Genomic DNA, 25,582 nt, shown 5'->3' on the forward strand with positions numbered 1-25,582 from the left:
ATCTAAATTATTCTTATAAAAGTTAATTTTACATTCTTAAGAGTGATTTTTTGCAAAACTATAATCTAAATAAATCAATAACCAAAACCTATTTTTATCTCTGATTACTATTTCAAATAAACTTAAAAGTCATTTTTTAAGAATATATTAAATGGCTTTTTCTGATGATAAGTTAGATGCGACCAAACTTAAATTGCTTTATGAACTTGAGAATGAAAGAGGCGTTTCTCAAGAACAATCGAAGCAAAATTTGAAATTTTAAAGAATAAAAAAATAGTTTACTTAATAAATATGCGTGCTCGTGTTTATAACAGAAATCCAGAAATGGAAATAGCACATTTTAAAAAATATCCAGAAAGATTACAAACAGATGCTATTTTTATTTTAGGCGATTTTAATTTGGACGAAAATCATACAGTTTGGAATCCTTTATATAAAAGTTGATTTAAACCTGCTATAATAAACACCGCCACAACTTTAAAAAGAAAATGTAAAAATGGTAGCTATGTAAACCATTCTATGGATAATATTTACTACAATACCAATAAAATTACTTTCGTAAAATCTGGCGTTTTAGATCTTGTAACTTCGTGTGCTAATTTAGAAAGTGCAAGAAAAATCTCTGATCATTTACCCGTATTTTTAGAGCTAACGGTTAAAATGACTCATTTTAACTTAGAACCTACCATGAAATTAATTGGAAATGATCAATAAAAAGAATTTTTTAGCAAGGTTACAAAAGTCTTTTTGATTATTTTTAGCTTTAGATGTGAAGTTTTCTTTAAAATAGTTCAAATTAGCTTAAAATCAGAATTTAAAAACGAATGCAATACTTAAATTAATTTATTGAGTTAGTCATTTAATTTCCATATATTATAACCTTTAAAACAAGAGATATGGAACAATTTGAAGGTCAAGATATACTAAACTTTATAAAAGAATTACCAAATGATGCTGCGTGTAAAGCGTATTTAGCCAAAATAAAATGGCAAGATGGATTTACTTGTATGAAATGTGGTCATACCAAAGGCTGTGAAAAAGTAGATTATAGATACCATTGTTATAACTGTCAACACGTAGAAAGCGCCACTGCAAACACCTTATTTCATAAAGTTAAATTTGGATTGCAAAAAGCCTTTTGTGTGGTTTTTGAAATGAGTACAAGTAGTAAAAGTATTTCAAGTATTCAAATGGGAAAACGTTTTAGCATTCGCCAAGGAACAGCGTGGTATTTCATGCAAAAAGTGCGTAAAGCAATGAAAAGCAGTCAAAAATATCCTTTAGAGAAATTAATCCATGTTGATGAATTTACTGTTGGAGGGAAAGAAGAAGGCAAACAAGGAAGAAGTTATGATACGAAAAAGAAAAAGGCTGTTATCGCAGTAGAATTAACAGATGGCAATAAAGTTAAAAGAGTTTATATCAGATCCATCAAAGACTATTCTGCAAAATCATTAACCCCGATATTTGAAGAGCATATAAGCACATCTGCTAAAATAGTAACTGATAAATGGAGAGGTTACCAACCTTTAAAAGAGATGTATGACATTGACCAAATATATAGTAATAATGGTGCTAATTTCAAACAATTACACATTGTGATTATGCAAGTTAAGTCATGGTTCAGAGCAATACCAACCCATGTAAGTAAATGGCATATTCAAGCATACTTTGATGAGTTTTGTTTTAGAATTAATCGCTCTCAATTTAAAACCAGCATATTTCATAAAACGATTAATAGAATGGTAGAAAGTAAACCAATATATCAAAATCAAATAAAACAGATGCTAAGCGTATAACTCAATTAAATTAAATTAAATAAAAATTTTAGGAAAAGTATTATTTGCGATAGTAATGATACCAAACTTTGTTTTTTCGCAAGCGATAGAAATTGTTTCTTTCGATGAAAATCCTCTTGAAGTAAGTCCTGTAACAGGAAGTACGCTAATGATCAATTATACATATTCTAGTGAAACAGGTGCTAAAGGAAACCATATTTTTATTGGTTTAGAAATATTAGACAGTAACAACGATTACTACGCCTCGGTTTCTGGTGTAACACTACAAAATCAAACTTCAGGAGAAAATAAAGCAGGAAATGTTCAGCTTTTTGTTGGCAGTAGTAATCAATTATCAGAAAACTTACCAACAGGATATTATTATCAAGCGAGAGCTATTTTATATAAAAGTGGAAGTTGGTCAGAAAATGCATCGGCTGGGTATTGGAATACGCCGGCGCTAATACCTCAAGATACAAGTAATTATCAATTTAGTACCAATAAAATATCAAAAGGAGCAGATATTAGTTGGATGACGGAGATGGAATCTAAAGGCTATACTTGCAAAGATAATGCAGGAAATACCAAAGAATTATTTCCATTGTTAAAAGAATATCAATTAGATGCGGTACGATTAAGAGTTTGGGTAAATCCAGAAAATTCTCAGGCAAATGGATGGTGTGATATTGATGATTTGGTTAAAAAAGCGGAGTTAGCCAACGCGTTAAATATGGATATTATGATTTGTATTCATTATAGCGATTGGTGGGCAGACCCTGGTAATCAAAAAAAACCTGCAGCTTGGACTAGTTTTACCGTTGGACAATTAGAAACCGCAGTTGCAGATCATACTACAGAAATTTTAACAGCATTAAGTGCAAAAGGAATTACACCCAAATGGGTGCAAATAGGTAATGAAACGAGTAATGGTATGCTTTGGGATTCTGGTAAAGCTTCTACAAGTGGATTTACAAATTACGCCAAATTTATAAATGCGGACTCAAATGCAGTAAAAATATTTAACAATACGATTCAAACAATCCTTCATTTATCAGAAGGGAATAATAATAGTTTATTTCGATGGAATATAGATGGTTTAATCAACAATGGTTTAAATTTTAACAACATAGATGTTATTGGAATGTCTTTATATCCAGATACAGAAAGTTGGAAAACCATGGTAGATGACGCTTCTGCTGATGTGTTAGACTTAAAATCTCGCTACATCAAAGAAGTGATGATTGTAGAGGTTGGTTTTAGTGTAAATCAACCAAGTATTTCGCATCAGTTTTTAGTATATATGATAGAAAAAGCAAGAGAAGCCGGGGCTTTGGGAGTTTTTTATTGGGAACCGATTGCACACGGTGATTTTACTTCCTATTTAAAAGGAGCTTGGGATGAAGATGGAAGTCCGTCTATTGCCATGGGTGCTTTTATTGATGCAGCTACGTTAGATTTAGGAAGTTTTGAAATTGAAAAGAATCAATTATTTAATGTAAATCCAAATCCAAATCCAAGTACTAGCGTTATTACCATTAAAGCTTTTAAAAACAGTCTAACATCTGTGAAAATATTTGATATTTTGGGTAAGGAAATTAAAAGTATAAATGCAGAAGGTATTTTTAAAAGTATTGACGTATCAAATTTAAAAAAAGGAATCTATACCTTAAAAATAAATAATATAGAATCAATAAAGTTTTTAAAGAATTAAGTAAAATTTTTAGTTTTAAAAGTAAAGATTCATTTTTAATACTATGAAATATAAGCGTAACTTGTTTATGCTAAAACACATCCTAAGATGAAATTATTTTTCACCCTAATTTTAATCCTTTTTTTTACTATGACAAACGATGCTCAAACGAGTGATGTTATTTATTTATGGCCAGATAAAGTACCTGGGCAAATTGAAGTAAAACAGCGTCCTACGCAAAGTTCAAATAAAACTGGGAATGTTATCCGATTAAATGAAGTTACAAATCCTGCATTGATTGCGTATGAACCAAAGGCCTCAAATAATAACGGAGTAAGTATAATTATTTGTCCCGGTGGAGGTTATGGAATTCTCGCTATTGATTTAGAAGGATATGAAATAGCAGAATGGCTAAGTAAACTCGGTTATACTGCGTATGTTTTGCAATATCGAGTGCCAAATAAACGAAAAGAAGCATTGTATGATCTTCAAAGAGCCATAAAAGTTATCCGCAGTAAAGAGGTAGCATCTAGCTCGAATACTAAAAAGTTAGGAGTTATTGGTTTCTCTGCTGGAGGAAGTTTAAGTGCTCGTGCAAGTACCCGGTTTTCTGAAGAAAGTTATACTTTAATGGATGATATTGATACTATTTCAAGTCGACCTGATTTTGCTCTATTAATTTATCCGGCATATTTAGACGAAGGTGAGAATAGAAAATTATCTCCAGAATTATTAGTGAACCCTCAAACGCCACCCATGTTTATTTTCGCTACTGCGGATGACAAATATGGAAATAGTGCTCTAGTTATGACCACTGCGTTGAGAGACCATAAGCTGCCTGTTGAATTGCATTTATTACCAAAAGGAGGTCATGGATATGGAATCCGTTCGGGGAATATTGCAGCAGAAACTTGGCCTTCTTTAGCAGAGACTTGGCTACGGAATGAGGTTTTAAATAAATAATAAATTATTTAAAGAAGCATATTTTTAATAAAATAGCGCTTACTTTTCTATTTTAGAGACTTCTTCTTCGGTAACCATTTTATCATTCTCATTACCCCAGTTATTCGTAATATAATTCATAACATCGGCTACTTCGTCATCAGCTAATCCTAAAGCGGTCATATTGCCGTTATATTCTTTCCCATTGACAATAATTTTACCTTTTAGTCCGTATTTAATAGCTTTAATACTTTCTTTTCTTTTTTGCATAAGATAGTCCGACTTTGCTAATGGCGGAAAAACTCCTGCTACACCTTCTCCTGCCGGTAAGTGGCAAGACATACAAAAGTCCGAATAAATTTCGCTACCTCTTTTTATACTTTCCTTTAAAGGATCTTGTGATGTGTAGGTTTCTATTTTAGCTTCCGATGCTATTGAAAAATAGAAGAAAAATGCTGCTGTGAAAATAATTAATGTTTTCATTTTTTTAGTAGTTTATAAATTCCTTTTCCTTCTACTGCCATATAAATATAACCATCAGGAGCTTGAACTACGTTTCTAACACGTCCAATATTGTCATATAATTTTTCGCGTTTTACAACCTTATTATCTTTTATGATTAATCGCTCTAGGTATTGAAATTTCAAAGACCCAACAAGTAAATTTCCAGTCCAGTCAGGATACTTATCCGAAGAAACAATCACGAAGCCATTTGGTGCAATTGAAGGAACCCAGTAGAAAAGAGGTTCTTCCATGCCTTCTTTTTTAGTAAGTTCTGTAAATGAGGTTTTGTTATAATTAATACCATAAGAAATAATAGGCCAACCATAATTTTTACCCTTTTTTACAATATTAATTTCATCGCCTCCCATAGGGCCGTGTTCATGTTCCCAAATTTCACCAGTAATTGGGTCTATTGTTAATCCCTGCGGATTTCTGTGACCGTAACTATAAATGGCTGTTTTTGCATTTTTTACGTCTATAAATGGGTTGTCAGCCGGAATTGTTCCATCATCATTTAGACGGTAAATTTTACCACCATCTCTGGTTAAATCCTGCGGATTTTCATCACGATTTCCTCTTTCTCCAATTGAAAAATAGAGATATCCATGCTTGTCAAAGACAATACGTGAACCAAAATGTTGCCCTTTTGTTGAATTAATAGCTCCTTTGTATAATTTTTCAATAGTAACTAATTTATTTTCTTTGAGTTTTGCTCTAATTAATGCTGTGTTACCGCCTTTTCCTTCTCCTTCAGATGACGAATAGGTAATATAAAGCCAACCATTATTTTTATAATCTGGATGCAGTTTAATATCTAATAAACCACCTTGTCCACGAGCATAAACTTCTGGTACGTTTTTTATTTCAGTTTTTTTTCCATCTTTAAAGAGGTATAATTCTCCTGATTTTTCAGTAAAAATAATACCTCCATCAGGTAAAAAATCCATTCCCCAAGGGATGTTTAAATCCGGAATTATAAGTTCTGCCGTGTATTCTAAATCTTTATCGGCAATACCTATTGGTACTATTTCAGATTGAATTTGGCTTAACTCAGCTTCGGTTTGTGCAGCTGCAGATTGTGCAATAAATAATGCAACAAATACGTAATAAAATTTTCTCATATCCATGATTTCCAGTGCTAATTTACATTAAAAAAGATAACTTAAGTTCATCCCTGCATAATAATTTACAGGATTTCCAGGGTAATAATATCTGGGAGCACTGCCACCAAAGCCAGATGCATTTATTAAAATTTGAGAAGCATAAAATTCATTAAACACATTATTTACGCCCACAAACGTATTTAACTTCAGCTTTTTAGTAAGATTTGTTTGATACCCTATTTTTAGGTTTATTAGGTTGTAACTATCAGAATACAAGCTATTACTATCCGTAATTGGCATACTACTTACAAATTGATAATTAATGTTTCCGTAGAAACCAACTAAAGTTTGAAAATCTAGACCTGCATTAAATATATCAGAAGGAACACCTGTTAACTCATTTCCAGTAAAATCTTTAGTGTCATCAGTAAAATCTGTAAAGATATAATGGTTTAAGGTGTAGTTTAAAAACGTACTTATGGAGATTTTTTCTTGATCTAACCATTTATAATTAACGGCTAATTCTAGTCCGTCATGTTGCGTTTTTCCTGCATTGACGCCAATAAATTGGTCTTCCGCTGTTCTTCTAGGAACCAATAAATTTTTAACGTCTAGTCGATACATCGATGCGTTCAAATGAAATCTATTATTAAGGAAAGCTCCACGAGTTCCTATTTCGTAATTCCAGCCTGTTTCTGGTTTCATAGCTGTATTTATTTGTCCGTCTGGTAACAATGTTTCCTGGAGAGAAATAGGAGAGAAGCCATGACTTACACTCGAAAAAACACTTATTTGCTTATTTAACAAGTGAGAAACACCAAAATTAGGAGACACAATATCTTTATAATTATAGCTGCCAGACTGGTCTTGATTTTCTATAGAAACTGGAAATCTATCCTTTAAATTATAGGATGTTTTATTTAGATTTAAACCAATTGAAATCGTGGTTTTTTTAGAGATTTCATAATCTGCCTCGGCAAAAACGTTGTAATAATATCTACGTTCTTTGTAGTTAGATAATTGGTTTCCTTCAACACTTCCTGTATTTGGCGGAAAATCTTTATATAAATTTTCAAAAGTTCCGTAGGTATAGGTGTCATTAAATAGTTCTACGCCAAGCGTCCAATTAAATGAGTTTTTAAATAATAAGTCGTTTCCTAAAACTCTACTTCGGATGCCAATCGCATGTGTATTTTCTTTTAAAATATCAAAAGGTCTTGGTTCGTAAGCATCTCTAAAAGAAGTAAAAACACTTGTAACTTGTTTTAAACTAGAACTGTAATCGTGGTTCCATGAAATTCCAAAAATTCCATGTTGAGCATCTTCATAACCTTGAGCCTGTTTCCAAGTAAAAGCTGCAGATTCAGGATTATTTATAAAAGTATTTTCGTTAATTGAACTCGGGATAAATGCTTTTAAATCTACAAAACTAGCTAAAAAAGACACTTCATCTTTTTTAGAAATAAAATGGTTGGTGTTTAGTGTAATTGTTTGTCTATTATAATTATTGTTTTCACGATAGCCATCACTTTCCGTGTCGCTAAAAACAGCTCTAAAACTATTTTTAGATGTCCCGTAATTTGCATTGATAACACTTTTAACCAAACCAAAAGAACCCACAGTAAGTTGGCTATGAAAGCTAGATTCATTTAAAAAAGCATTTTGTGGTTTTAAGTGAATAACGCCACCAAGCCCTGCGCCATAAACACTTGATGCAGCTCCTTTAATAATTTCTAATTGAGAAATTGAAGCGAGTTCAAAATCTTCAATCGTAGTTTCGCCACTTCCATTTGTTAATGGAATATCTTTAAAATAAGCTCTAATTTTTGAGGTGCCGTAAAGATTTCTAGAACCAATACCTCTTATGGTAATTCGGTTTGTATTTAACGCACCACTTTGCATAAAAACGCCAGGAGTTCTATTTAAAATAGGTGCAAAATCGGTATTGTTATAGCGTGCAATGTCATCCGAAGAAATAATGTTGATGGCATTGGTTGCTTTTTTTAGTTTTTTGGGTATTTGATTCGCATTAATAATAATCTCATTTAATTCATTAGGGTTTATACTAAGTTGAATAATATAATACTGCTCTTTCTTTAATTCAATCTTTTTTTCAAAATAGCCTTCTTTTCGGAATGTGTATGTTCCAGTATCTAAATTTTGAAACGTGCCATTTAAATTAGCATTGATACTAATGCCTGTTTTAAAATTAGTGATTAGAGTAGAACCCAAAGGTATATTTGCATCACTGTCAATAATTTTTCCGCTTATTTTTGACTGACCTAAGCTTGTTAAAATATTCAAAGACAAGATAAAAAGGAGGTATATATGTTTAAATGTTTGTTGCATACTGCATATTTGGTCGCAAAAGTATTCATTTTTTATAGATGAAAATTCAAACAAAAATAATTCGTTCGATAAATTTTCGTAAATTTGTTTTTAATATGAAACAAGTTTCACATAAAATAATGTCAATTTTAATGGCTTTTGTAGTCTTATTTTCTACAATGTCGTTCACTATTGATATGCATTTTTGTGGCGATACCTTGGTTGAAACGGCCGTTTTTCATAAAGCAAAAGGTTGCGGAATGGAAATGCAAAAGCCTTCAACTAACGACTGTGAGATGACTAAAAAGAATTGTTGTAAAGACGAACAATTAGTGGTCGATGGTCAAGATGAATTGCATTTATCCGTTGATCAAGTTACTTTTAATCAACAATTATTCATCGCTTCATTTGTATATACGTATCGTACTCTTTTTGAAGGTTCAGATAAAAATGTAACTTCTTATGCAGCATACAAATCACCACTCGTCATACGACAACTCTATAAGTTAGACGAGACCTATTTAATTTGATTTTTTAAACAATAGACTGTTTTATCCATTGATTAATTTCATTGGGATGATTTCTTGTATTCGGTAATTTTTTCAACACCAATGTCTAATTGTTTAATAATCAAACCTAATGCTAAATAAAAGCATCAAATTTTTAATAGAAAATAAACTTGTAGCGGTTTTAGTGCTTGTCCTTTTTGTAGGATGGGGAACTGTGAATGCACCTTTTAATTGGGATACTGGGTTTTTACCAAGCAATCCTGTAGCTGTAGATGCAATACCAGATATTGGAGAAAATCAACAAATTGTCTATACCAAATGGGACGGTCGTTCGCCACAAGATATAGAAGACCAAATTACCTACCCTTTAACAACTTCTTTACTCGGAATTCCCGGAGTAAAAACCATCCGTAGTTCTTCTATGTTTGGATTTTCTAGTATTTATATCATTTTTGAAGAAGACATTGAGTTTTATTGGAGTCGTAGTAGAATTCTAGAAAAACTAAATTCTTTACCAAGCGGATTATTACCTGAAGGAGTAAATCCATCATTAGGTCCGGATGCAACAGGTTTAGGGCAAATATTTTGGTACACATTAGAAGGTCGTGATGAAAGTGGAAACGTAACTGGTGGTTGGGATTTACAAGAATTGCGAAGCATTCAAGATTATTATGTAAAATATGCACTTTCTTCTGCAAGTGGCGTTTCTGAAGTGGCTTCTATTGGAGGTTATGTTCAAGAATATCAAGTTGATGTTAATCCGGAATTAATGCGTCAATATAATATTGGTTTAAACCAAGTTGTAAAAGCGGTTAAAGAAAGTAATAAAGATATTGGTGCGCAAACGTTAGAAATAAATCAAGCAGAATATTTAGTGCGTGGTTTAGGGTATGTAAAATCAGTTGAGGATATTGAAAACGCCGTGGTTACTTCAGAGGATTTTATATCCATCAAAATAAAAGACATTGGTAAAGTATCTTTAGGCCCGGCAACTCGAAGAGGAATTTTAGACAAAGAAGGTGCAGAGGTTGTGGGTGCGGTTGTGGTGGCAAGATATGGGGCAAACCCGATGGAAGTTATCAACAATGTAAAAGAAAAAATCAACGAATTAAGTGCAGGTTTGCCTTCAAAAGTATTGGCAGACGGTCGAACTTCGCGAGTAACCATTGTTCCTTTTTATGACAGATCAGAACTGATTCAAGAAACTTTAGGAACTTTAAATGAAGCGTTAATTTTAGAAATTTTAATTACTTTTTTAGTAATTATTGTGATGGTTTTTAACCTTCGTGCATCTATATTAATATCAGGATTATTACCTGTTGCGGTTTTAATGGTATTTATTGCGATGAAACTTTTTGGAGTTGATGCAAATATTGTGGCACTTTCAGGAATCGCAATTGCCATTGGAACCATGGTTGATGTTGGCGTCATACTTTCAGAAAATATTATTCGTCATATTGATGAAGATGATAAAAAACTACCTATAAATACCATCGTATACAATGCTACGGCAGAAGTTTCTGGTGCGATTGTAACAGCAGTAATGACAACGATTATTAGTTTCATTCCAGTTTTTACAATGATTGGTGCAGAAGGTAAATTATTTAGACCTCTAGCATTTACAAAAACCTTTGCATTAGCAGCAGCATTATTTATAGCGCTATTTTTAATTCCGCCTTTTGCTGCTTCTATATTCAAAAAAGTGAGCATCAGAAAAACAACGAGTTTTGTTTTAAACGGATTGTTAGTAGTTCTGGGAATTATAAGTATGTTTTTAGGCTATTGGATTGGAATTTTATTAATTAGTTACGGAACTGTAGCGTTTTTAAAAATGCAGGACAAGCTTACTGATAAAAGAGCTAATCTTATTAATATTATAGCATCTTCACTGGCAATTGTATTTCTATTAGCTGAGTATTGGAGACCACTTGGAGTAGATAAAAGCATTGCCTTAAATTTGATTTTTGTTTGTATTATCTGCTTTGGATTGTTGGGTATTTTTATGCTATTTCAGCATTATTACACTAAGATTTTAAAATGGGCACTAGAAAATAGAGTGCTATTTTTAACGATTCCTGCTTCCTTATTAGTTTTTGGTTTTTATATCATGAAGAATACAGGCAAGGAATTTATGCCCTCATTAAACGAAGGTTCATTTTTGTTGATGCCTACGTCGATGCCACATTCTGGTATAGAAGAGAATAAACGAGTTTTACAACAATTGGACATGGCGGTAGCTAGTATTCCGGAGATAGAAACCGTTGTTGGTAAAGCGGGTAGAACCGAATCGGCTTTAGATCCTGCGCCAATATCTATGTACGAAAATATGATTCAGTATAAACCTGAATATATGTTGAATGTAAATGGAGAACGTCAACGATATAAAGTGAATGATGAAGGTAAATATGTATTAAAAAACGGAATGTCCTTGCCAACTGAACCTCGTGAAGCATGGCAATCTGTGGATGCTAAAAAACAACTTATTCCAGATAACGATGGTGAATTCTACCGAAACTGGAGACCAGAAATTCAATCACCAGATGATATTTGGAACGAAATTATAAGAGTTACCAAGTTACCAGGAGTTACTTCTGCCCCAAAATTACAACCTATCGAAACGAGATTGGTAATGTTGCAAACAGGAATGCGTGCACCAATGGGAATCAAAGTAAAAGGGCAAGATTTAAAACAAATTGAAGCTTTTGGGGTTCAATTAGAAACGATTTTAAAACAATCCGAAGGTGTTAAAGAAGAAGCCGTTTTTGCAGACCGAATTGTAGGGAAACCGTATTTACTAATTGATATTGATAGAGAAAAAATAGCGCGTTATGGCATTTCGATACAAGATGTACAAGATGTTTTAAAAGTGGCTGTTGGCGGAATGATTTTAACCCAAACCGTTGAAGGAAGAGAACGTTATGGTGTAAGAGTTCGATACCCAAGAGAATTGCGTAATAATCCAGATGATTTAAAAAACATCTATATTCCGGTGGGTAAAGGAAGTCCGGTGCCATTGAGCGAATTGGCAACCATCCGTTATGAAAAAGGTCCACAAGTTATTAAAAGTGAAGACACTTTTTTGGTTGGCTATGTGTTATTTGACAAGTTAGATGGTTTTGCAGAAGTAAATGTAGTTGAAACTGCACAAGCACTAATTCAGCAAAAAATTGCATCAGGAGAACTAATTGTACCAAAAGGGATCAGTTATAAATTTACAGGAACATATGAAAATCAACTTAGAGCAGAAAAAACGTTGTCAGTGGTGGTTCCTTTAGCGTTATTAATCATCTTTTTAATTCTGTATTTTCAATTCCGATCTGTATCAACATCCCTAATGATTTTTACAGGAATATCGGTTGCGTTTGCAGGAGGTTTTATTATGATGTGGTTGTATGGTCAAGAATGGTTTTTGAATTTTAGTTTTTTCGGAGAAAACTTACGAGACCTTTTTAACATGAAAACGATTAATTTAAGTGTCGCAGTTTGGGTTGGTTTTATTGCGCTGTTTGGAATTGCTACGGATGATGGTGTGGTGATGGCAACATACTTAACGCAAACTTTTGATAAAAATGATCCAACAGATACATCAGAAATTAGAAAATCAACATTAGAAGCGGCATCAAAACGAATTAGACCTTGTTTAATGACTACAGTTACCACCGTTTTAGCATTGCTGCCAGTATTAACTTCAACAGGTAGAGGAAGTGATATTATGATTCCGATGGCAATTCCGATTTTTGGAGGAATGATCATCGATATTACTTCTTATTTTATTGTGCCTGTTTTGTTTAGCTGGAAGAAAGAATTTATAGCGAAAAGAAAATTAAAAAATGAAGCTCAACCAATTTCTATTAAATCATAAAACGGATGAAATCATATATAAAAATTAGTAGTATCCTTTGTTTTATACTGTTTATTTCAAAGGTTCAAAGTCAGCAATTAGAAACATTTATTGTCGAAGCATTGGCAAACAATCCTGAAATTCAAAAGTTTGAACTGCAATATAGTATTGCCTCTGAAAAAGTAAACGAAGTAAATACCTTGCCAAATACAGAATTTGGTGTTGGCTATTTTGTAAGCGAACCAGAAACACGAACAGGAGCTCAGCGTTTTAGAGTGTCGGCAAAACAGATGTTGCCTTGGTTTGGCAATGTTACGGCAAGGGAGAATTATGTGAGTTCTTTGGCGGATGCAAAATATGAAGACATCGTCATTGCTAAAAGAAAACTGATGGTTTCGGTTTCACAATCGTATTATAATTTATACGCGAATAAAGCGAAGCAGCACGTATTATCAGAAAACATAAAATTATTGGAAACCTACGAAACATTGGCATTAACTTCTGTTGAAGTCGGCAAAGCATCTGCAGTAGATGTATTGCGTTTGCAAATGCGTCAAAATGAAATGCAACAATTATTGGATGTTTTGAGTCAGCAATATTTAGCAGAACAAACTGCTTTTAATAATTTATTGAATAGAGAAAATACGGTTGCTGTTAGTCTTATTTCTGAATTAAATATTCCTTCGGATGATTTTGAAATTATTAGTGAAAATTTAGCATTACATCCAGAATTGTTGAAATATGATAAACGCTATCAATCCGTAGAAAAATCTGAATTACTCAATCAAAAAGAAAGTAGCCCTATGATTGGTTTTGGATTGGATTATATCAACGTTGAAAAACGACCAGCTATGAGTTTTAGCGATAACGGTAAGGATATTGTAATGCCAACGGTGTCAATTTCTATCCCAATTTTTAATAATAAATACAGATCCCAAACCAAGCAAAACGAGTTGCAACAAAAAGAAATTTTGGCACAAAAAAGTGAACGCTTAAATACTTTAGAAACACTTTTAGACAAAGCGAAAAAAGACAGGATTTCTGCAAGAATAAGTTATTCAACTCAGGCTAAAAATTTACAACAAGCTAAAAACGCAGAGGAAATTTTACTAAAAAGTTATGAAACAGGGACGATTGATTTTAAGGATGTTTTGGATATTCAGGAATTACAATTAAAGTTTGAAATGAATCAAATAGAATCTTTGAAAGCCTATTATGAGCAAACAACAATTATTAACTATTTAACGCAGTACTAATGATCAAAGACTTTTACATAAAAAATATGGTTTGTGATCGTTGTATAAAAGTGCTCAAAAATGAAATTGAAGCGCAACAAATTGTAATAAAAGAAATTGAACTTGGTCGCATACAACTAAATATTCAAAATGATAACGAATTAGATGAATTCGAGAAGATTATTACAAGCAACGGTTTTGAAGTAATTAATAATGTAGAGGAAAAAATAACTGAAAAAGTTAAAATAGACCTCATTAAAATAGTAAGTAAGCTACCGCTTGATTTGAAAGAGAATTTATCAACTCATCTTGCTGAAACAATGCATCAAGACTATTCGAAAGTAAGTAAAGTATTTTCATCAACTGAAGGAATGACCATTGAAAAATACTTTATAAAGCTAAAGATTGAGAAAGTGAAGGAATTAATTGAAGCGCAAGAAAAAAACTTTACTGAGATAAGTCAGTTTTTAGATTATAGTAATATGAACCATTTGAGTAAGCAATTTAAAATAGAAACAGGAATGAGCCTCACAGATTATAAATTATTACAAAATAAAGGTAGAAACCCTTTAGACCAAATTATATAGATGATATCCATAATTAGAATAAAGAATTAAGTAGTAGAATACCAACTTTGCACAAGATAAATATAAAACGAAAATTCTCATCCTAAAGGATGATTTAAGAATCGCTTATTTACAGTCTTAAGAATACAGATATTCTATCAGCAATTAAAAATAATTAATTTTAAATATGATGAAACACACTTATAACATACACGGAATGACATGCAATGGATGTAGAAGTCATGTTGAAGAAATACTCTCTAAAGTAAAAGGTGTTTCTAAAGCGATCGTTAATTTAGAAAAAGCAGAAGCAACTATCGAAATGGAATCACATATTTCACTAGAAACTTTTCAAGAAGCGCTAAAAAATGACGGAGCTAGTTACAGTATCTATAAATTGGGAGAACATCATCCTGTTAAAGAAAAGAAAGAAGAGAAATCAAAAGGCAAAGGAACGGGAACATTTTATTGTCCGATGCATTGCGAAGGTGAAAAAACCTATAACAAAGCAGGCGATTGTAAAGTATGCGGAATGGATTTGGTCGAAGAAAGAAGTATTTCTTTTTCTAGCAACCAGTTTACATGTCCGATGCACCCTGAGGTTATAAAAGACGAACCCGGTGCTTGTCCTATTTGCGGAATGGATTTAATTCCGTTAGAGGCAGATGCATCCGAAGAAGATAAAACCTATAAAAAGCTACTAAAAAAGTTTTGGGTTGCAGTTACCTTTACGGTTCCAATATTTCTTTTGGCAATGTCTGAAATGATCGAAAACAATCCATTATATGACATTTTAGCCCAAAAAAATTGGAATTGGATTCAGTTTGTATTATCAATTCCTGTTGTATTTTTTGCAACTTGGATGTTTTTTAAACGTGCTTGGACATCCATAAAAACAATGAACCTTAATATGTTCACATTAATAGGTATAGGTTCGGGAATTGCTTGGCTTTTTAGTGTCTTTGCAATGTTGTTTCCAGAGGTGTTTCCAGCAGATTTTAAAACGGCGGATGGCAATGTGTTTGTCTATTTTGAAGCAACAACTGTCATTCTTACTTTAGTATTATTAGGACAATTGTTAGAAGCAAGAGCACACAGTCAAACAAGTGGCGCTATCAAAGAATTGCTAAAATTAGTACCAGCAACAGCAACATTAGTTGCAGAGGGCGAAGACAAAGTAATTGCCATTGATAAAATTGAAAAGGGCAATTTGTTGCGTGTAAAACCAGGAGAAAAAATTCCTGTGGATGGCAGTATTGTTGAAGGACAAAGTAGTATAGATGAATCTATGATAACTGGAGAGCCTATTCCTGTAGATAAAGGGGTGGACGATAAAGTGAGTTCAGGAACTATCAATGGTACGAAATCATTTGTAATGAAAGCTGAGAAGGTAGGCTCAGAAACCTTACTTTCTCAAATTATTGATATGGTAAATACAGCAAGTCGTTCTAAAGCTCCGATTCAAAAATTAGCAGATAGAATTGCTAAATACTTTGTTCCTTCGGTATTTTTAGCTTCTGTTATAACATTTAGTACTTGGGCGATATTTGGTCCAGAACCAGCCTATGTTTTTGCGTTTGTAAATGCAATTGCGGTATTAATTATTGCCTGTCCTTGTGCTTTAGGTTTAGCAACGCCAATGTCTGTGATGGTTGGTGTTGGAAGAGGTGCACAATCTGGAGTTTTGATTAAAAATGCAGAAGCATTAGAAAAAATGAATAAAGTTGATACGCTAATTGTCGATAAAACAGGAACGATTACAGAAGGAAAACCATCCGTAGAAAAAGTAATATCAGTAAATGAAGAAATAGAGGAAACAACTTTACTTCAATACATTGCCTCTTTAAATCAATATAGTGAGCACCCGTTGGCGGAGGCAATTGTAAACTATGGCAAATCAAAAAACATTACAATTACTAAAGTTGATGATTTTGAAGCAGTTGCAGGAAAAGGAGTTATTGGTACTGTTGAAAGTAAAAAAATAACTTTAGGAAATGCTAAATTATTGGAACAATTCGCTATTGCTATTTCAGAAAGTTTAGCGACCAAGGTATTGGCAGAGCAAGAGCAAGGTAAAACGGTTTCATACATCACAATTGATAACGAAGCCCAAGGTTATGTTGCTATTTTTGACGCTATAAAAGCAACCAGTGTAAAAGCGATTAAAGAACTACAAGACAACGGTGTTGAAGTAATTATGTTAACTGGTGATAATAAAAACACTGCAAAATCCGTTGCTGAGCAATTAAATCTTAAACATTATAAAGCAGAATGTTTACCAGAAGATAAATTGAATGAAATAAAAAAACTTCAAGAAGAAGGTAAAGTCGTTGCCATGGCAGGAGATGGTATAAATGATGCACCCGCTTTAGCACAATCAGATGTTGGTATTGCTATGGGAACAGGAACAGATGTGGCTATTGAAAGCGCATCTATAACTTTGGTGAAAGGTGATTTACAGGGTATTGTAAAAGCTAAAAAGTTAAGTCATGGTGTTGTTAAAAATATAAAGCAGAACCTATTTTTTGCTTTTGTATACAACGTATTGGGAGTACCAATTGCAGCAGGAGTTTTATACCCAATATTTGGATTGTTATTATCACCAATGATTGCAGCATTGGCAATGAGTTTTAGTTCGGTATCAGTAATAGTAAACGCACTGAGGTTAAGAAATATTAAAATATAAGTATATAATCATGAAGAAAATAATAGTAGTAATTGCATTAACAGTATCAGTTTTAAGCTGTAAAAAGGAAACAAGGGAAATAGATGTTAAAGAAAAGAATGTTACAACAATTAAAAAAGATGAGATGCCTAAAAAGAAGGTTTTAAGTCCGCATGCAACTGCAATGGCAATGATTGGAGACGCTCATATTCATATTGATTATTCTTCACCTGGCGTTAGAGATAGAATCATTTTTGGAGGTTTACTATCTTATGATATGGTTTGGCAAGCAGGAGCGCACAACGCAACTTGGCTAGAAACAAACCAAGATTTAATTATTGATGGTAAAACACTTCCTGCAGGTAAATATGGTTTTTTTACAATTCCTTCAAAAAAGGAGTGGACCATCATTTTTAATACCAATTGGGATCAACACGGAAAAGATGACTATGATGAAAAAGAGGATGTTTTACGATTTAAAGTTAAATCAATTCTTTCTGAAACAACAACAGAACATTTAGAATATAAAGTGAAAAAGACAACTGATACCCAAGGTTCAATTTCATTGGCTTGGGAAAAAGTTTTGATTGATTTTAATTTTATAGTACAGCAATGATAAAACAATTAGAAAATGAAAAATAAAAAAACAATAATTTATATTGGTATTCTTGCCGTTGGTATTTTATTCGGTTGGATCCTTTTTGGGAATTCATCCGAAGAAAAAACAGTGCATAGTCACACTGAAATGTCAGAAACTAATAAAATGTGGACCTGTTCTATGCACCCACAGATTATGCAGCCAGAAGCAGGCGATTGCCCTATTTGTGGTATGGATTTAATTCCTGCAGAAACGAGTGCAGACGGATTAATGGCAGACCAATTTAAGCTAACTAAAAATGCAATGGCTTTGGCAAATATTGAAACTTCTATAGTTGGTGCGGGTGAAATTGAAAATTCAGCCATAAAGTTATCTGGCAAAATTGTGCCAAATGAAGAAGCAAATACGGTTCAAGTGAGTTATTTTTCTGGAAGAATCGAGCAATTAAATGTTAGTTTTACAGGTGAAGAAATTCGCAAAGGGCAATTGTTGGCGACTATTTATTCACCAGAACTATATGCTGCACAACAAGAATTAATTACAGCAGTGTCTTTAAAAGAATCGCAACCTGCACTATACAAAGCGGTGCGTAATAAACTAAAAATATGGAAACTTTCTGAAAATCAGATTCAGCAGATTGAAACATCCGGAAAAGTAAAAGAAAATTTTCCTGTTTATGCAACAGTTTCGGGTACTGTGTCAGAAAAACTAGTAGCACAAGGCGAATCAATTAAACAAGGTCAGCCTTTGCTTAAAATTGCAAATTTAAATACCGTTTGGGCTAATTTTGATGTGTATGAAAATCAAATTGATTTATTTAAAAAAGGTCAGGAGATTTCCATCACTTCTAAAGCTTATGTTGATAAGGAGTTTAAGGCTACAGTAGCTTTTATTGATCCTGTTTTAGATACTAGAACAAGAACTGTAAAGTTGAGAGTGGTATTAAACAACACAGCAGGTTTTTTAAAACCAGGAATGTTTGTTGAAGGCTATATTAAAGGAATGATCTCTAGCAAAGAGGAGGTTTTAACAATCCCAGCTTCCGCAGTATTATGGACAGGTAAACGCTCTGTGGTGTATTTGAAAGCAAATTCAAATGCCCCTATTTTTCAAATGCTTGAAGTTACTTTAGGAAATAAAGTTGGTGATTTTTATGAAATAGTAGAAGGATTAAAAGCTGGCGATGAAATTGTAACAAATGGTACATTTACAGTGGATGCTGCTGCACAATTGCAAGGTAAAAAGTCGATGATGAATAAAGAAAGAGGAAAAATTGCAGCAGGTCATGAAGGCCATCTTGGAATGAAAGAAATGACTTCGGTAAAAAATGAGAATCATTTGAATATGAATGAAAGAAAGACTGTTTCAAAGGATTTTCAAAATCAATTAAAAGCGGTATTTAATGAGTATATTAAACTGAAAGATGCTTTGGTAAAAGAAGATTCAAAAAACGGAATATCAGCATCAAAAAAACTTTTAGATAATTTGTCTAAAGTTGATATGAAATTATTAGAAAATAAAGAGGTACATAACCATTGGATATCTTTAGCAAAAGAAATAAAAACGGCGTCAACTTCAATTTCAAACACATCAAACATTAAAGAGCAAAGAAATCATTTCAATGATTTATCATCAAATTTAGCAAATGCTTTAGAGGTATTTGGAATTAATGAAAAGGTCTATCATCAATTTTGTCCCATGGCCGATGCCAACAAAGGTGGCTACTGGTTAAGTATAGAAGAAAAAGTAATCAATCCGTATTTTGGCGATGCAATGCTTACCTGCGGAGAAGTGAAACAAATAATAGAATAATAATAATTAAATTTAAAACAATGAAAAAAGTAATTTTAAGTGTAGCTGTAATTGCTGCTTTGGCATTTACAAGCTGCAAAAACGAGGCTAAAAATGAAGCAAAAACGGAAACTACAGAGATGTCTAAAAATATGGCAATGGCTGATATTTCTTTTGGAGTGAGAGGTAATTGTGGCATGTGTAAAGCCACCATCGAAAAAGCAGCAAATGCTGTTGAAGGGGTTTCTAAAGCAACATGGAGTGTAGATGAAAAGAAAGTTGATGTTTCTTTTGATGATAGCAAAACAGATGCAATGTCAATTCATACTGCAATTGCAGCGTCTGGTTATGATACAGAAAAAGTGTCAGGAAGCGAAGAAGCGTATGAAAATTTACCAGGTTGTTGCAAATACGATCATGCAATGAAAATGAGTTTGACTGCTAAATAGTATAAATTATAAAAGCAAAAAATTTAGACATCAAAGTTTTGAGCTTATTTTAAACTATCAAAGGGTAACCAGAAATGATTACTCTTTTTTTAGGCACTAAATTTTTGTGGTAATTTAATTTTGTCTTAAGGTCATTTAGTTTAAAAGCAGTTTATTATATTGTCCTCTTAAATTTAACCTGTTTTAAAAGCAGAAAATATAGTTTGTGTTTTGAACTTGTAAGAGATATTATTTTACAATTGATGAAATAAAAAGAGGTTAGTTAATGGAAATTAATTACAACAAGAACGCGTGATTTCTTAAAAAATTATTAAGGTCCAACACTTGAAAAAGAAGGTTTAAGTGATAAAAACATTGTTGTTTGGGATCATAATAGAGATTTAATTTCAGAAAGAGCAAACACTATTTTTGAAGATCCAGAAGCATCAAAATATGCTTGGGGAATAGGTTTTCACTGGTATGAAACTTGGACAGGTGGTTTGCCTAAATATGATAATTTTAAAAATATAAATGAATCTTTTCCATCAAAAAATATGCTTTTTACAGAAGGTTGTGTAGAGGGATTTGATTCAGAAAAGTTACAGTTTTGGCCAAATGCAGAACGTTATGGAAATTCTATGATAAATGATTATAATAGCGGAGTTGTTGGTTGGACAGATTGGAATATTTTATTAGATGAAAGAGGTGGTCCTAATCACGTTCAGAATTTTTGCTTTGCACCCATTCACGCAAATACAAAAACAGGCGAATTAATATACACACCAACTTATTATTATATTGGTCATTTTTCGAAATTTATAAAACCGGGTGCTTTACGAGTAAGCACAACAACAAGTAGAAGTGTCATTGAAAGTACTTCCTTTAAAAATAAAGACGGAAAAATTGTAACAGTAGTTATGAATAAAACGGATACTAAAATTGAATATAAATTGACCATTGGTAGCAGTGAAACCATAGTAGAAATCGCTCCACGTGCAATGCAAACATTAATTTACTAAACTTACTTTTTTTAAATTTAACATTGATTATGAATAATAAGAACTACACTATTTTTATAAGTTTTATAGTGGCATTAGGAGGTTTCCTTTTTGGTTTTGATGCAGGAATTATTTCTGGAGTGATGTCTTTTGCGGGCCCTGAATTTAATTTAAGTGAACTGCAATCTGGTTGGGTTGTAAGTGCTCCTTCATTTGCCGCGATGTTTGCAATGTTATTTTCAGGAAGAATAAGTGATAGTATAGGAAGAAAAAAAACCCTCATTTTTGTAGCTTTTCTATATGCAATTTCAGCTTTATTGTCTGCAATTGCACCTTCTTATGAAATGCTTTATATCGCAAGAATGATTGGAGGCTTGGCATTTGGAGCTGCTTTGGTGTTAGCGCCAATTTATATTGCAGAAATTTCGACAGCAGAAAATAGGGGGAAGTTAGTTTCATTGCAACAACTAAATATTGTTTTTGGTTTTTTTGCAGCTTTTTTAAGTAACTACTTTTTCAATAAATACAATACATTAGCTAGCTCATTTTTAACAGATGAAACTGTTTGGAGATGGATGTTGGGTGTAGAGTTAATTCCTGCAGTATGCTATTTTGTTTTATTATTTTTTGTTCCTAAAAGTCCACGTTGGTTGTACTTAAAAGAAAATTTTGAAGAAGCAGAAAAAGTTTTAAATCAGATTCATGGTGCAGAAAGAGGCGGTATAGAAATAGCTGCCATAGAAAAAAATATACATGCTGATAAAAATAAATCGGATTTAAAAATAAAAGATTTATTAAAACCATCCCTGCGTTTTATTTTAGTAATTGGTTTAGTTGTGGGAGTTCTTCAGCAGATTACGGGTATCAACGCAGTCTATTTTTATGCAACGTCTATATTTAAGCAAACTGGTATTGGAACGGATGCTGCTTTTTCATCAGGAGTTTTATTAAGTACTATATCTGTAATTTTCACTTTTGTTGCAATCTATTTAATTGATAGAATGGGCAGAAGACCTTTGTTATTGATTGGTACAGCAGGTATTTCTGTAAGTTTATTGTTATGTGCTTACAGTTTTAAGAATGCAACATATCAATTATCCGCAGAAAAAATTAATCAATTTGAGTTTGTAGAATCTCAGAAATTACTGCCATTTGCAGCTAAAATTTATGAGAACGATCTTGATTTTAAAAACGAAATAAAATCAGTTTTAGGAAATCAAGTATATAGTAAAAACGATGGCGAAATTTTAGAGGCTGCCACGAATATAAATGCGAATCTAGTTTTAATAGGAATTTTAGGTTTTATTGCATGTTTTGCATTTTCATTGGGCCCAGTAATGTGGGTGTTGTTATCAGAATTATATCCTATAAAATATAGAGGAATTGCTATTGGTGTTATTGCGTTTATCAATTCGTTAATAAGTTCTATTGTACAATTAGTTTTTCCATGGGAAATCTCTAATTTAGGAAATGCATTAACTTTCTTTTTGTTTGGTGCGATTGCCTTCATTGGCTTTTTTGTGATGTTAAAAATAGTGCCAGAAACCAAAGGGAAATCTTTGGAAGAGTTAGAAAGGGAGTTGGTTAAAGATTAGAAAAATAAAACATCCTGAGGGTCTGTCGCGAAATAACCTGTACATCTATACTTGTTCTTTTGCTATTTTCTTTGTTATAAAATATTCAAGTAACTAATGCTATTATCACATTTTGTGCCTTGAAAAATAACAAAATTACTTCGCATATTTTGTACACTTTATTTCGTGACGGACCCTAAGACAACTTTTAGGGAACAATCTAGATACTTTTTCAATTTAGACACAACTTTTAAGATTGAATCTTGAAATAGTGTATATTTATATCTCGTTATATAAATATGAATAAACTATTCTTTTTTTCTTTTTTGTGTTCTTTATAACCAATATATACTCGCAAAAAGATTCTTTACAATTAGGCGATAGCTATGCCGATGATCAAATTTATGCAGCTATTACATATGCACAATTTAGTAATCAGCCTTCAAGTATTGCAAGGAGTAGATTTTCTTACGCACTATCAACCGGTTTTTTAAAAGATTTTATCCTTAATAAAAAAGGTACTATTTCATTTGCGGCCGGAGTTGGTTATGGGTATGACTTTTTTAACCACGAATTAAAAGTATCAGAAACGAACAATAATACATTTTTTGATACATCAGCAAATACGAGTTCTAATGTTTTTAAAGCGCATAATTTAGAGTTTCCTTTAGAAATTAGGTGGAGAACCTCGAATGCCAAGAAATACGATTTTTGGCGAATTTACACAGGTATAAAGTTTTTATATAATATATCTAATACTTTTCAGTTTACAGAAAATGCCACAGATTTTAAGTATAAAAATGTTTCTGCATATCGAAAATTACAATATGGTTTAACATTTTCTGCAGGTTATACAGAGTTTAACGCGTACCTTTTTTATAGTTTAACTCCTGTTTTTGAGAACGCAACCATTAACGGGGAAAACATCAATACTCAAATCTTAAAGTTTGGATTGATTTTCTATATTCTATAAAAGATAGAACATACTTAAAGAAGATAAAATTCCTATAAAAAAACCAATGTAAATTTCTTTAGTTGTGTGTGCTTTTAGATTTAAGCGAGCACTTGCTAATAAACCTGCAACTAAAAATAGGAGTATTATTACAATTAAAAAAGATTGAGAATAGAGATTGCTTAAAATCATAAAAAAACCTATCGGAATTCCCAATGAAAATAAGTGTATACTGGCTCTTACTTTAAAATAGAACAGCGTATAAATAAGGAACAAGCCCAAAGATGTTGAATAAAAAAGTAAGCCTAAATCTTTTAAATTTGCAATAGTATTTAAAGTGTTTCCTAGTGCATAGAATAAGGTAATCATCAAAGCAAGAGGTAATTTACGGTCTTTTATGTTTTCTGTTTGATAACTTTTTATGATTTTTAATTTTTTTAAAAAAACTAGAATCAACAAAGGAATTAAATAAGTTACTAAAAAAATTAGACTTAAAATAGTGAGTTTTTGATTGCTTATAAAGTTATTTGGAATCAATAAAAAATACAACATTACTCCAATTGTAGGAATCACAATTGGATGTAAAATTACAGATAAGAATTTATAAAAACGCACTAAATTTCTTTTCTTAAACGTGCCACAGGTATATCTAATTGCTCACGATATTTTGCAATAGTTCTTCTTGCTATCGGATATCCTTTTTCTTTTAAAATTGCCGCTAATTTCTCATCAGTCAGAGGTTTTTTCTTGTTTTCTTCAGTAATAACGGTCTCTAAAATTTTCTTAATTTCTTTGGTTGATACATCTTCTCCTTGGTCATTCTTCATAGATTCCGAAAAGAATTCTTTAATTAATTTTGTGCCATAAGGTGTAGAAACGTATTTACTATTGGCAACTCTGGAAACCGTGGAAACGTCCATTTTTATTTGATCTGCAATATCTTTTAAAATCATTGGTTTCAACTTGAGTTCGTCACCAGTTAAAAAGTAGTCGTATTGATACTGCATAATCGAATTCATAGTAACTAAAAGTGTTTGCTGACGTTGCTTTATAGCGTCAATAAACCACTTTGCAGAATCTAGTTTTTGTTTGATAAAAAACACGGCATCTTTTTGAGATTTACTTTTTACAGTAGATTCTTGATACCCTTTTAGCATATTGTTATATTCCCTAGAAATCTGCATTTCGGGCGCATTTCTTGAGTTTAAAGTTAAATCTAATTCGCCATCTAGAATTTTTATCGAAAAATCAGGAACAATTTGTTCTGCAAATTTATTATTACCAGCGTATGAACTTCCAGGTTTTGGATTTAATTTAGATATTTCTGTGTTCACTTCTTTTAATTCGACTTCAGAAATACTATACTTTTCTTGAAGTTTTTTGTAATGTTTTTTTACAAAATGATCGAAGGCATTTTCTAAAATATCGATCGCTAAGCTTCTAATTTTATTTTTATCTTTCGCTTTTAATTGTATAACTAAACATTCTTTTAAATCTCTTGCGCCAACACCAATTGGATCTAAATTCTGAACCACTTTTCTCAAAACAGCCAGCACCTTTTCTTCGGATGTAAAGACGTTTTCGGAAAAAGCTAAATCATCTACTAAATCAATAATTTCTCTTCTAATATAGCCGCTATCGTCAATACTACCGACTAGGAATTCTGCAATTGCACGTTCTTCATCATTAAAATTAAACGTATTTAATTGATCTTTTAAAGACTGATGAAAACTTGTTCCTGCTGCATAAGGCACATTTTTTTCTTCATCATCCGCAGAATAATTATTGGCTTGCGTTTTATAACTTGGTGTTTCATCATCACTCAAATACTCATCAATATTAATATCGTCTGCGTCAATTTTTTCATTGCCATCATCATTGTCATCAAATTCATTAGACAAATCATCATCAATAGAATCAGAATCTTCTTTACCTGTATCCAATGCCGGATTTTCTTCAATTTCTTGTTTCAAACGTTCTTCAAAAGCTTGTGTAGGCAATTGAATTAACTTCATCAACTGTATTTGTTGTGGAGATAATTTTTGTAAGAGTTTGTATTGTAAACTTTGCTTTAGCATTT

Annotated in this window: 20 protein-coding genes and 1 pseudogene; 16 read left to right on the forward strand and 5 right to left on the reverse strand. The window is 32.2% G+C overall.

What is annotated here, in order from left to right; all coding sequences use genetic code 11:
* Positions 1-291 precede the first annotated feature (291 nt).
* The 5 genes from BST83_RS20045 to BST83_RS19160 all read left to right on the forward strand — a co-directional run bounded on the left by BST83_RS20045 (position 292) and on the right by BST83_RS19160 (position 4,431).
* Positions 292-444 carry a hypothetical protein gene (locus tag BST83_RS20045; protein ID WP_170062839.1) on the forward strand — a complete coding sequence of 51 codons (153 nt, stop codon included), beginning with the start codon at positions 292-294 and terminating at the stop codon, positions 442-444.
* A gap of 75 nt (positions 445-519) precedes the next feature.
* Positions 520-714, forward strand: a complete 195-nt coding sequence (locus BST83_RS19145; protein WP_104811299.1) for a hypothetical protein — start codon at positions 520-522, stop codon at positions 712-714.
* A 182-nt stretch (positions 715-896) separates the two neighbouring features.
* Positions 897-1,799 (forward strand): IS1595 family transposase, encoded by a 903-nt coding sequence (locus BST83_RS19150; RefSeq protein WP_104811300.1) that lies wholly within the window; start codon positions 897-899, stop codon positions 1,797-1,799.
* 55 nt (positions 1,800-1,854) lie between these two features.
* Positions 1,855-3,489 carry a glycosyl hydrolase 53 family protein gene (locus BST83_RS19155; RefSeq protein WP_104811301.1) on the forward strand — a complete coding sequence of 545 codons (1,635 nt, stop codon included), beginning with the start codon at positions 1,855-1,857 and terminating at the stop codon, positions 3,487-3,489.
* Between the two features lie 129 nt (positions 3,490-3,618).
* Positions 3,619-4,431, forward strand: coding sequence for an alpha/beta hydrolase (locus BST83_RS19160; protein ID WP_104811302.1), 813 nt, complete (start codon positions 3,619-3,621; stop codon positions 4,429-4,431).
* 39 nt (positions 4,432-4,470) lie between these two features.
* Here BST83_RS19160 and BST83_RS19165 read toward each other — a convergent pair whose 3' ends face one another.
* From BST83_RS19165 to BST83_RS19175, 3 genes are read right to left on the reverse strand one after another with little or no spacing between them, the layout of a single operon-like run.
* Positions 4,471-4,893, reverse strand: a complete 423-nt coding sequence (locus BST83_RS19165; RefSeq protein WP_104811303.1) for a c-type cytochrome — start codon at positions 4,891-4,893, stop codon at positions 4,471-4,473.
* Positions 4,890-6,035, reverse strand: a complete 1,146-nt coding sequence (locus tag BST83_RS19170) for a PQQ-dependent sugar dehydrogenase (RefSeq protein WP_104811368.1) — start codon at positions 6,033-6,035, stop codon at positions 4,890-4,892. The genes BST83_RS19165 and BST83_RS19170 overlap by 4 nt, the downstream gene beginning before the upstream one ends.
* Positions 6,036-6,062: 27 nt before the next feature.
* Entirely contained in the window at positions 6,063-8,366 is a 2,304-nt protein-coding gene (locus BST83_RS19175; protein WP_104811304.1) for a TonB-dependent receptor domain-containing protein, read from the reverse strand.
* Positions 8,367-8,461: 95 nt separating this feature from the next.
* Here BST83_RS19175 and BST83_RS19180 point away from each other — a divergent pair, with 95 nt between their 5' ends.
* From BST83_RS19180 to BST83_RS19230, 11 genes and pseudogenes are all read left to right on the forward strand, one after another.
* Positions 8,462-8,875 (forward strand): HYC_CC_PP family protein, encoded by a 414-nt coding sequence (locus BST83_RS19180; protein ID WP_240614882.1) that lies wholly within the window; start codon positions 8,462-8,464, stop codon positions 8,873-8,875.
* A gap of 109 nt (positions 8,876-8,984) precedes the next feature.
* Complete coding sequence (locus BST83_RS19185; protein ID WP_104811305.1) at positions 8,985-12,716, forward strand: efflux RND transporter permease subunit; 3,732 nt, start codon at positions 8,985-8,987, stop codon at positions 12,714-12,716.
* Between the two features lie 5 nt (positions 12,717-12,721).
* On the forward strand, positions 12,722-13,951 hold the full coding sequence (locus BST83_RS19190) for a TolC family protein (protein ID WP_205853621.1): 1,230 nt from the start codon (positions 12,722-12,724) through the stop codon (positions 13,949-13,951).
* Positions 13,951-14,517, forward strand: a complete 567-nt coding sequence (locus tag BST83_RS19195) for a helix-turn-helix domain-containing protein (protein ID WP_104811307.1) — start codon at positions 13,951-13,953, stop codon at positions 14,515-14,517. The genes BST83_RS19190 and BST83_RS19195 overlap by 1 nt, the downstream gene beginning before the upstream one ends.
* 169 nt (positions 14,518-14,686) lie before the next feature.
* Positions 14,687-17,182, forward strand: a complete 2,496-nt coding sequence (locus BST83_RS19200; protein WP_104811370.1) for a heavy metal translocating P-type ATPase — start codon at positions 14,687-14,689, stop codon at positions 17,180-17,182.
* A gap of 10 nt (positions 17,183-17,192) precedes the next feature.
* Entirely contained in the window at positions 17,193-17,777 is a 585-nt protein-coding gene (locus BST83_RS19205) for a DUF2911 domain-containing protein (RefSeq protein ID WP_104811308.1), read from the forward strand.
* A 15-nt stretch (positions 17,778-17,792) separates the two neighbouring features.
* Positions 17,793-19,571, forward strand: coding sequence for an efflux RND transporter periplasmic adaptor subunit (locus tag BST83_RS19210; protein ID WP_104811309.1), 1,779 nt, complete (start codon positions 17,793-17,795; stop codon positions 19,569-19,571).
* A 20-nt stretch (positions 19,572-19,591) separates the two neighbouring features.
* Complete coding sequence (locus BST83_RS19215) at positions 19,592-19,999, forward strand: heavy-metal-associated domain-containing protein (protein ID WP_104811310.1); 408 nt, start codon at positions 19,592-19,594, stop codon at positions 19,997-19,999.
* Between the two features lie 290 nt (positions 20,000-20,289).
* Positions 20,290-20,997, forward strand: a pseudogene (locus BST83_RS19220) (glycoside hydrolase family 30 protein); the annotation flags it as partial.
* The gene (locus BST83_RS19225; protein WP_302849513.1) at positions 20,985-22,571 is read left to right on the forward strand and encodes a sugar porter family MFS transporter; all 1,587 of its coding nucleotides are present in this window, start codon (positions 20,985-20,987) and stop codon (positions 22,569-22,571) included. The pseudogene BST83_RS19220 and the gene BST83_RS19225, both read left to right, overlap by 13 nt.
* A 307-nt stretch (positions 22,572-22,878) precedes the next feature.
* Complete coding sequence (locus tag BST83_RS19230; RefSeq protein WP_240614883.1) at positions 22,879-23,523, forward strand: porin family protein; 645 nt, start codon at positions 22,879-22,881, stop codon at positions 23,521-23,523.
* On the opposite strand, the gene BST83_RS19235 is transcribed toward BST83_RS19230, so the two are convergent.
* Positions 23,518-24,117: a hypothetical protein gene (locus BST83_RS19235; RefSeq protein WP_240614884.1), complete on the reverse strand. Its 600-nt coding sequence runs from the start codon at positions 24,115-24,117 to the stop codon at positions 23,518-23,520. The genes BST83_RS19230 and BST83_RS19235 overlap by 6 nt on opposite strands.
* Positions 24,117-25,580 (reverse strand): RNA polymerase factor sigma-54, encoded by a 1,464-nt coding sequence (gene rpoN / locus BST83_RS19240; RefSeq protein WP_104811313.1) that lies wholly within the window; start codon positions 25,578-25,580, stop codon positions 24,117-24,119. The genes BST83_RS19235 and rpoN overlap by 1 nt, the downstream gene beginning before the upstream one ends.
* Positions 25,581-25,582: the final 2 nt, after the last annotated feature.

Origin of the sequence: Polaribacter filamentus, assembly GCF_002943715.1 — a bacterium.
GTDB lineage: Bacteria > Bacteroidota > Bacteroidia > Flavobacteriales > Flavobacteriaceae > Polaribacter > Polaribacter filamentus.

Excerpts from the sequence above, each read along its gene's own strand:
- BST83_RS19190 (WP_205853621.1), top strand. The coding sequence starts at position 12,722 with ATGAAATCATATATAAAAATTAGTAGTATCCTTTGTTTTATACTGTTT.
- BST83_RS19200 (WP_104811370.1), top strand. The coding sequence starts at position 14,687 with ATGAAACACACTTATAACATACACGGAATGACATGCAATGGATGTAGA.
- BST83_RS19170 (WP_104811368.1), bottom strand. The coding sequence starts at position 6,035 with ATGAGAAAATTTTATTACGTATTTGTTGCATTATTTATTGCACAATCT.
- BST83_RS19175 (WP_104811304.1), bottom strand. The coding sequence starts at position 8,366 with ATGCAACAAACATTTAAACATATATACCTCCTTTTTATCTTGTCTTTG.
- BST83_RS20045 (WP_170062839.1), top strand. The coding sequence starts at position 292 with ATGCGTGCTCGTGTTTATAACAGAAATCCAGAAATGGAAATAGCACAT.
- BST83_RS19215 (WP_104811310.1), top strand. The coding sequence starts at position 19,592 with ATGAAAAAAGTAATTTTAAGTGTAGCTGTAATTGCTGCTTTGGCATTT.
- BST83_RS19160 (WP_104811302.1), top strand. The coding sequence starts at position 3,619 with ATGACAAACGATGCTCAAACGAGTGATGTTATTTATTTATGGCCAGAT.
- rpoN (WP_104811313.1), bottom strand. The coding sequence starts at position 25,580 with ATGCTAAAGCAAAGTTTACAATACAAACTCTTACAAAAATTATCTCCA.
- BST83_RS19155 (WP_104811301.1), top strand. The coding sequence starts at position 1,855 with ATGATACCAAACTTTGTTTTTTCGCAAGCGATAGAAATTGTTTCTTTC.
- BST83_RS19145 (WP_104811299.1), top strand. The coding sequence starts at position 520 with ATGGATAATATTTACTACAATACCAATAAAATTACTTTCGTAAAATCT.
- BST83_RS19210 (WP_104811309.1), top strand. The coding sequence starts at position 17,793 with ATGAAAAATAAAAAAACAATAATTTATATTGGTATTCTTGCCGTTGGT.
- BST83_RS19165 (WP_104811303.1), bottom strand. The coding sequence starts at position 4,893 with ATGAAAACATTAATTATTTTCACAGCAGCATTTTTCTTCTATTTTTCA.
- BST83_RS19185 (WP_104811305.1), top strand. The coding sequence starts at position 8,985 with ATGCTAAATAAAAGCATCAAATTTTTAATAGAAAATAAACTTGTAGCG.
- BST83_RS19205 (WP_104811308.1), top strand. The coding sequence starts at position 17,193 with ATGAAGAAAATAATAGTAGTAATTGCATTAACAGTATCAGTTTTAAGC.
- BST83_RS19150 (WP_104811300.1), top strand. The coding sequence starts at position 897 with ATGGAACAATTTGAAGGTCAAGATATACTAAACTTTATAAAAGAATTA.
- BST83_RS19180 (WP_240614882.1), top strand. The coding sequence starts at position 8,462 with ATGAAACAAGTTTCACATAAAATAATGTCAATTTTAATGGCTTTTGTA.
- BST83_RS19195 (WP_104811307.1), top strand. The coding sequence starts at position 13,951 with ATGATCAAAGACTTTTACATAAAAAATATGGTTTGTGATCGTTGTATA.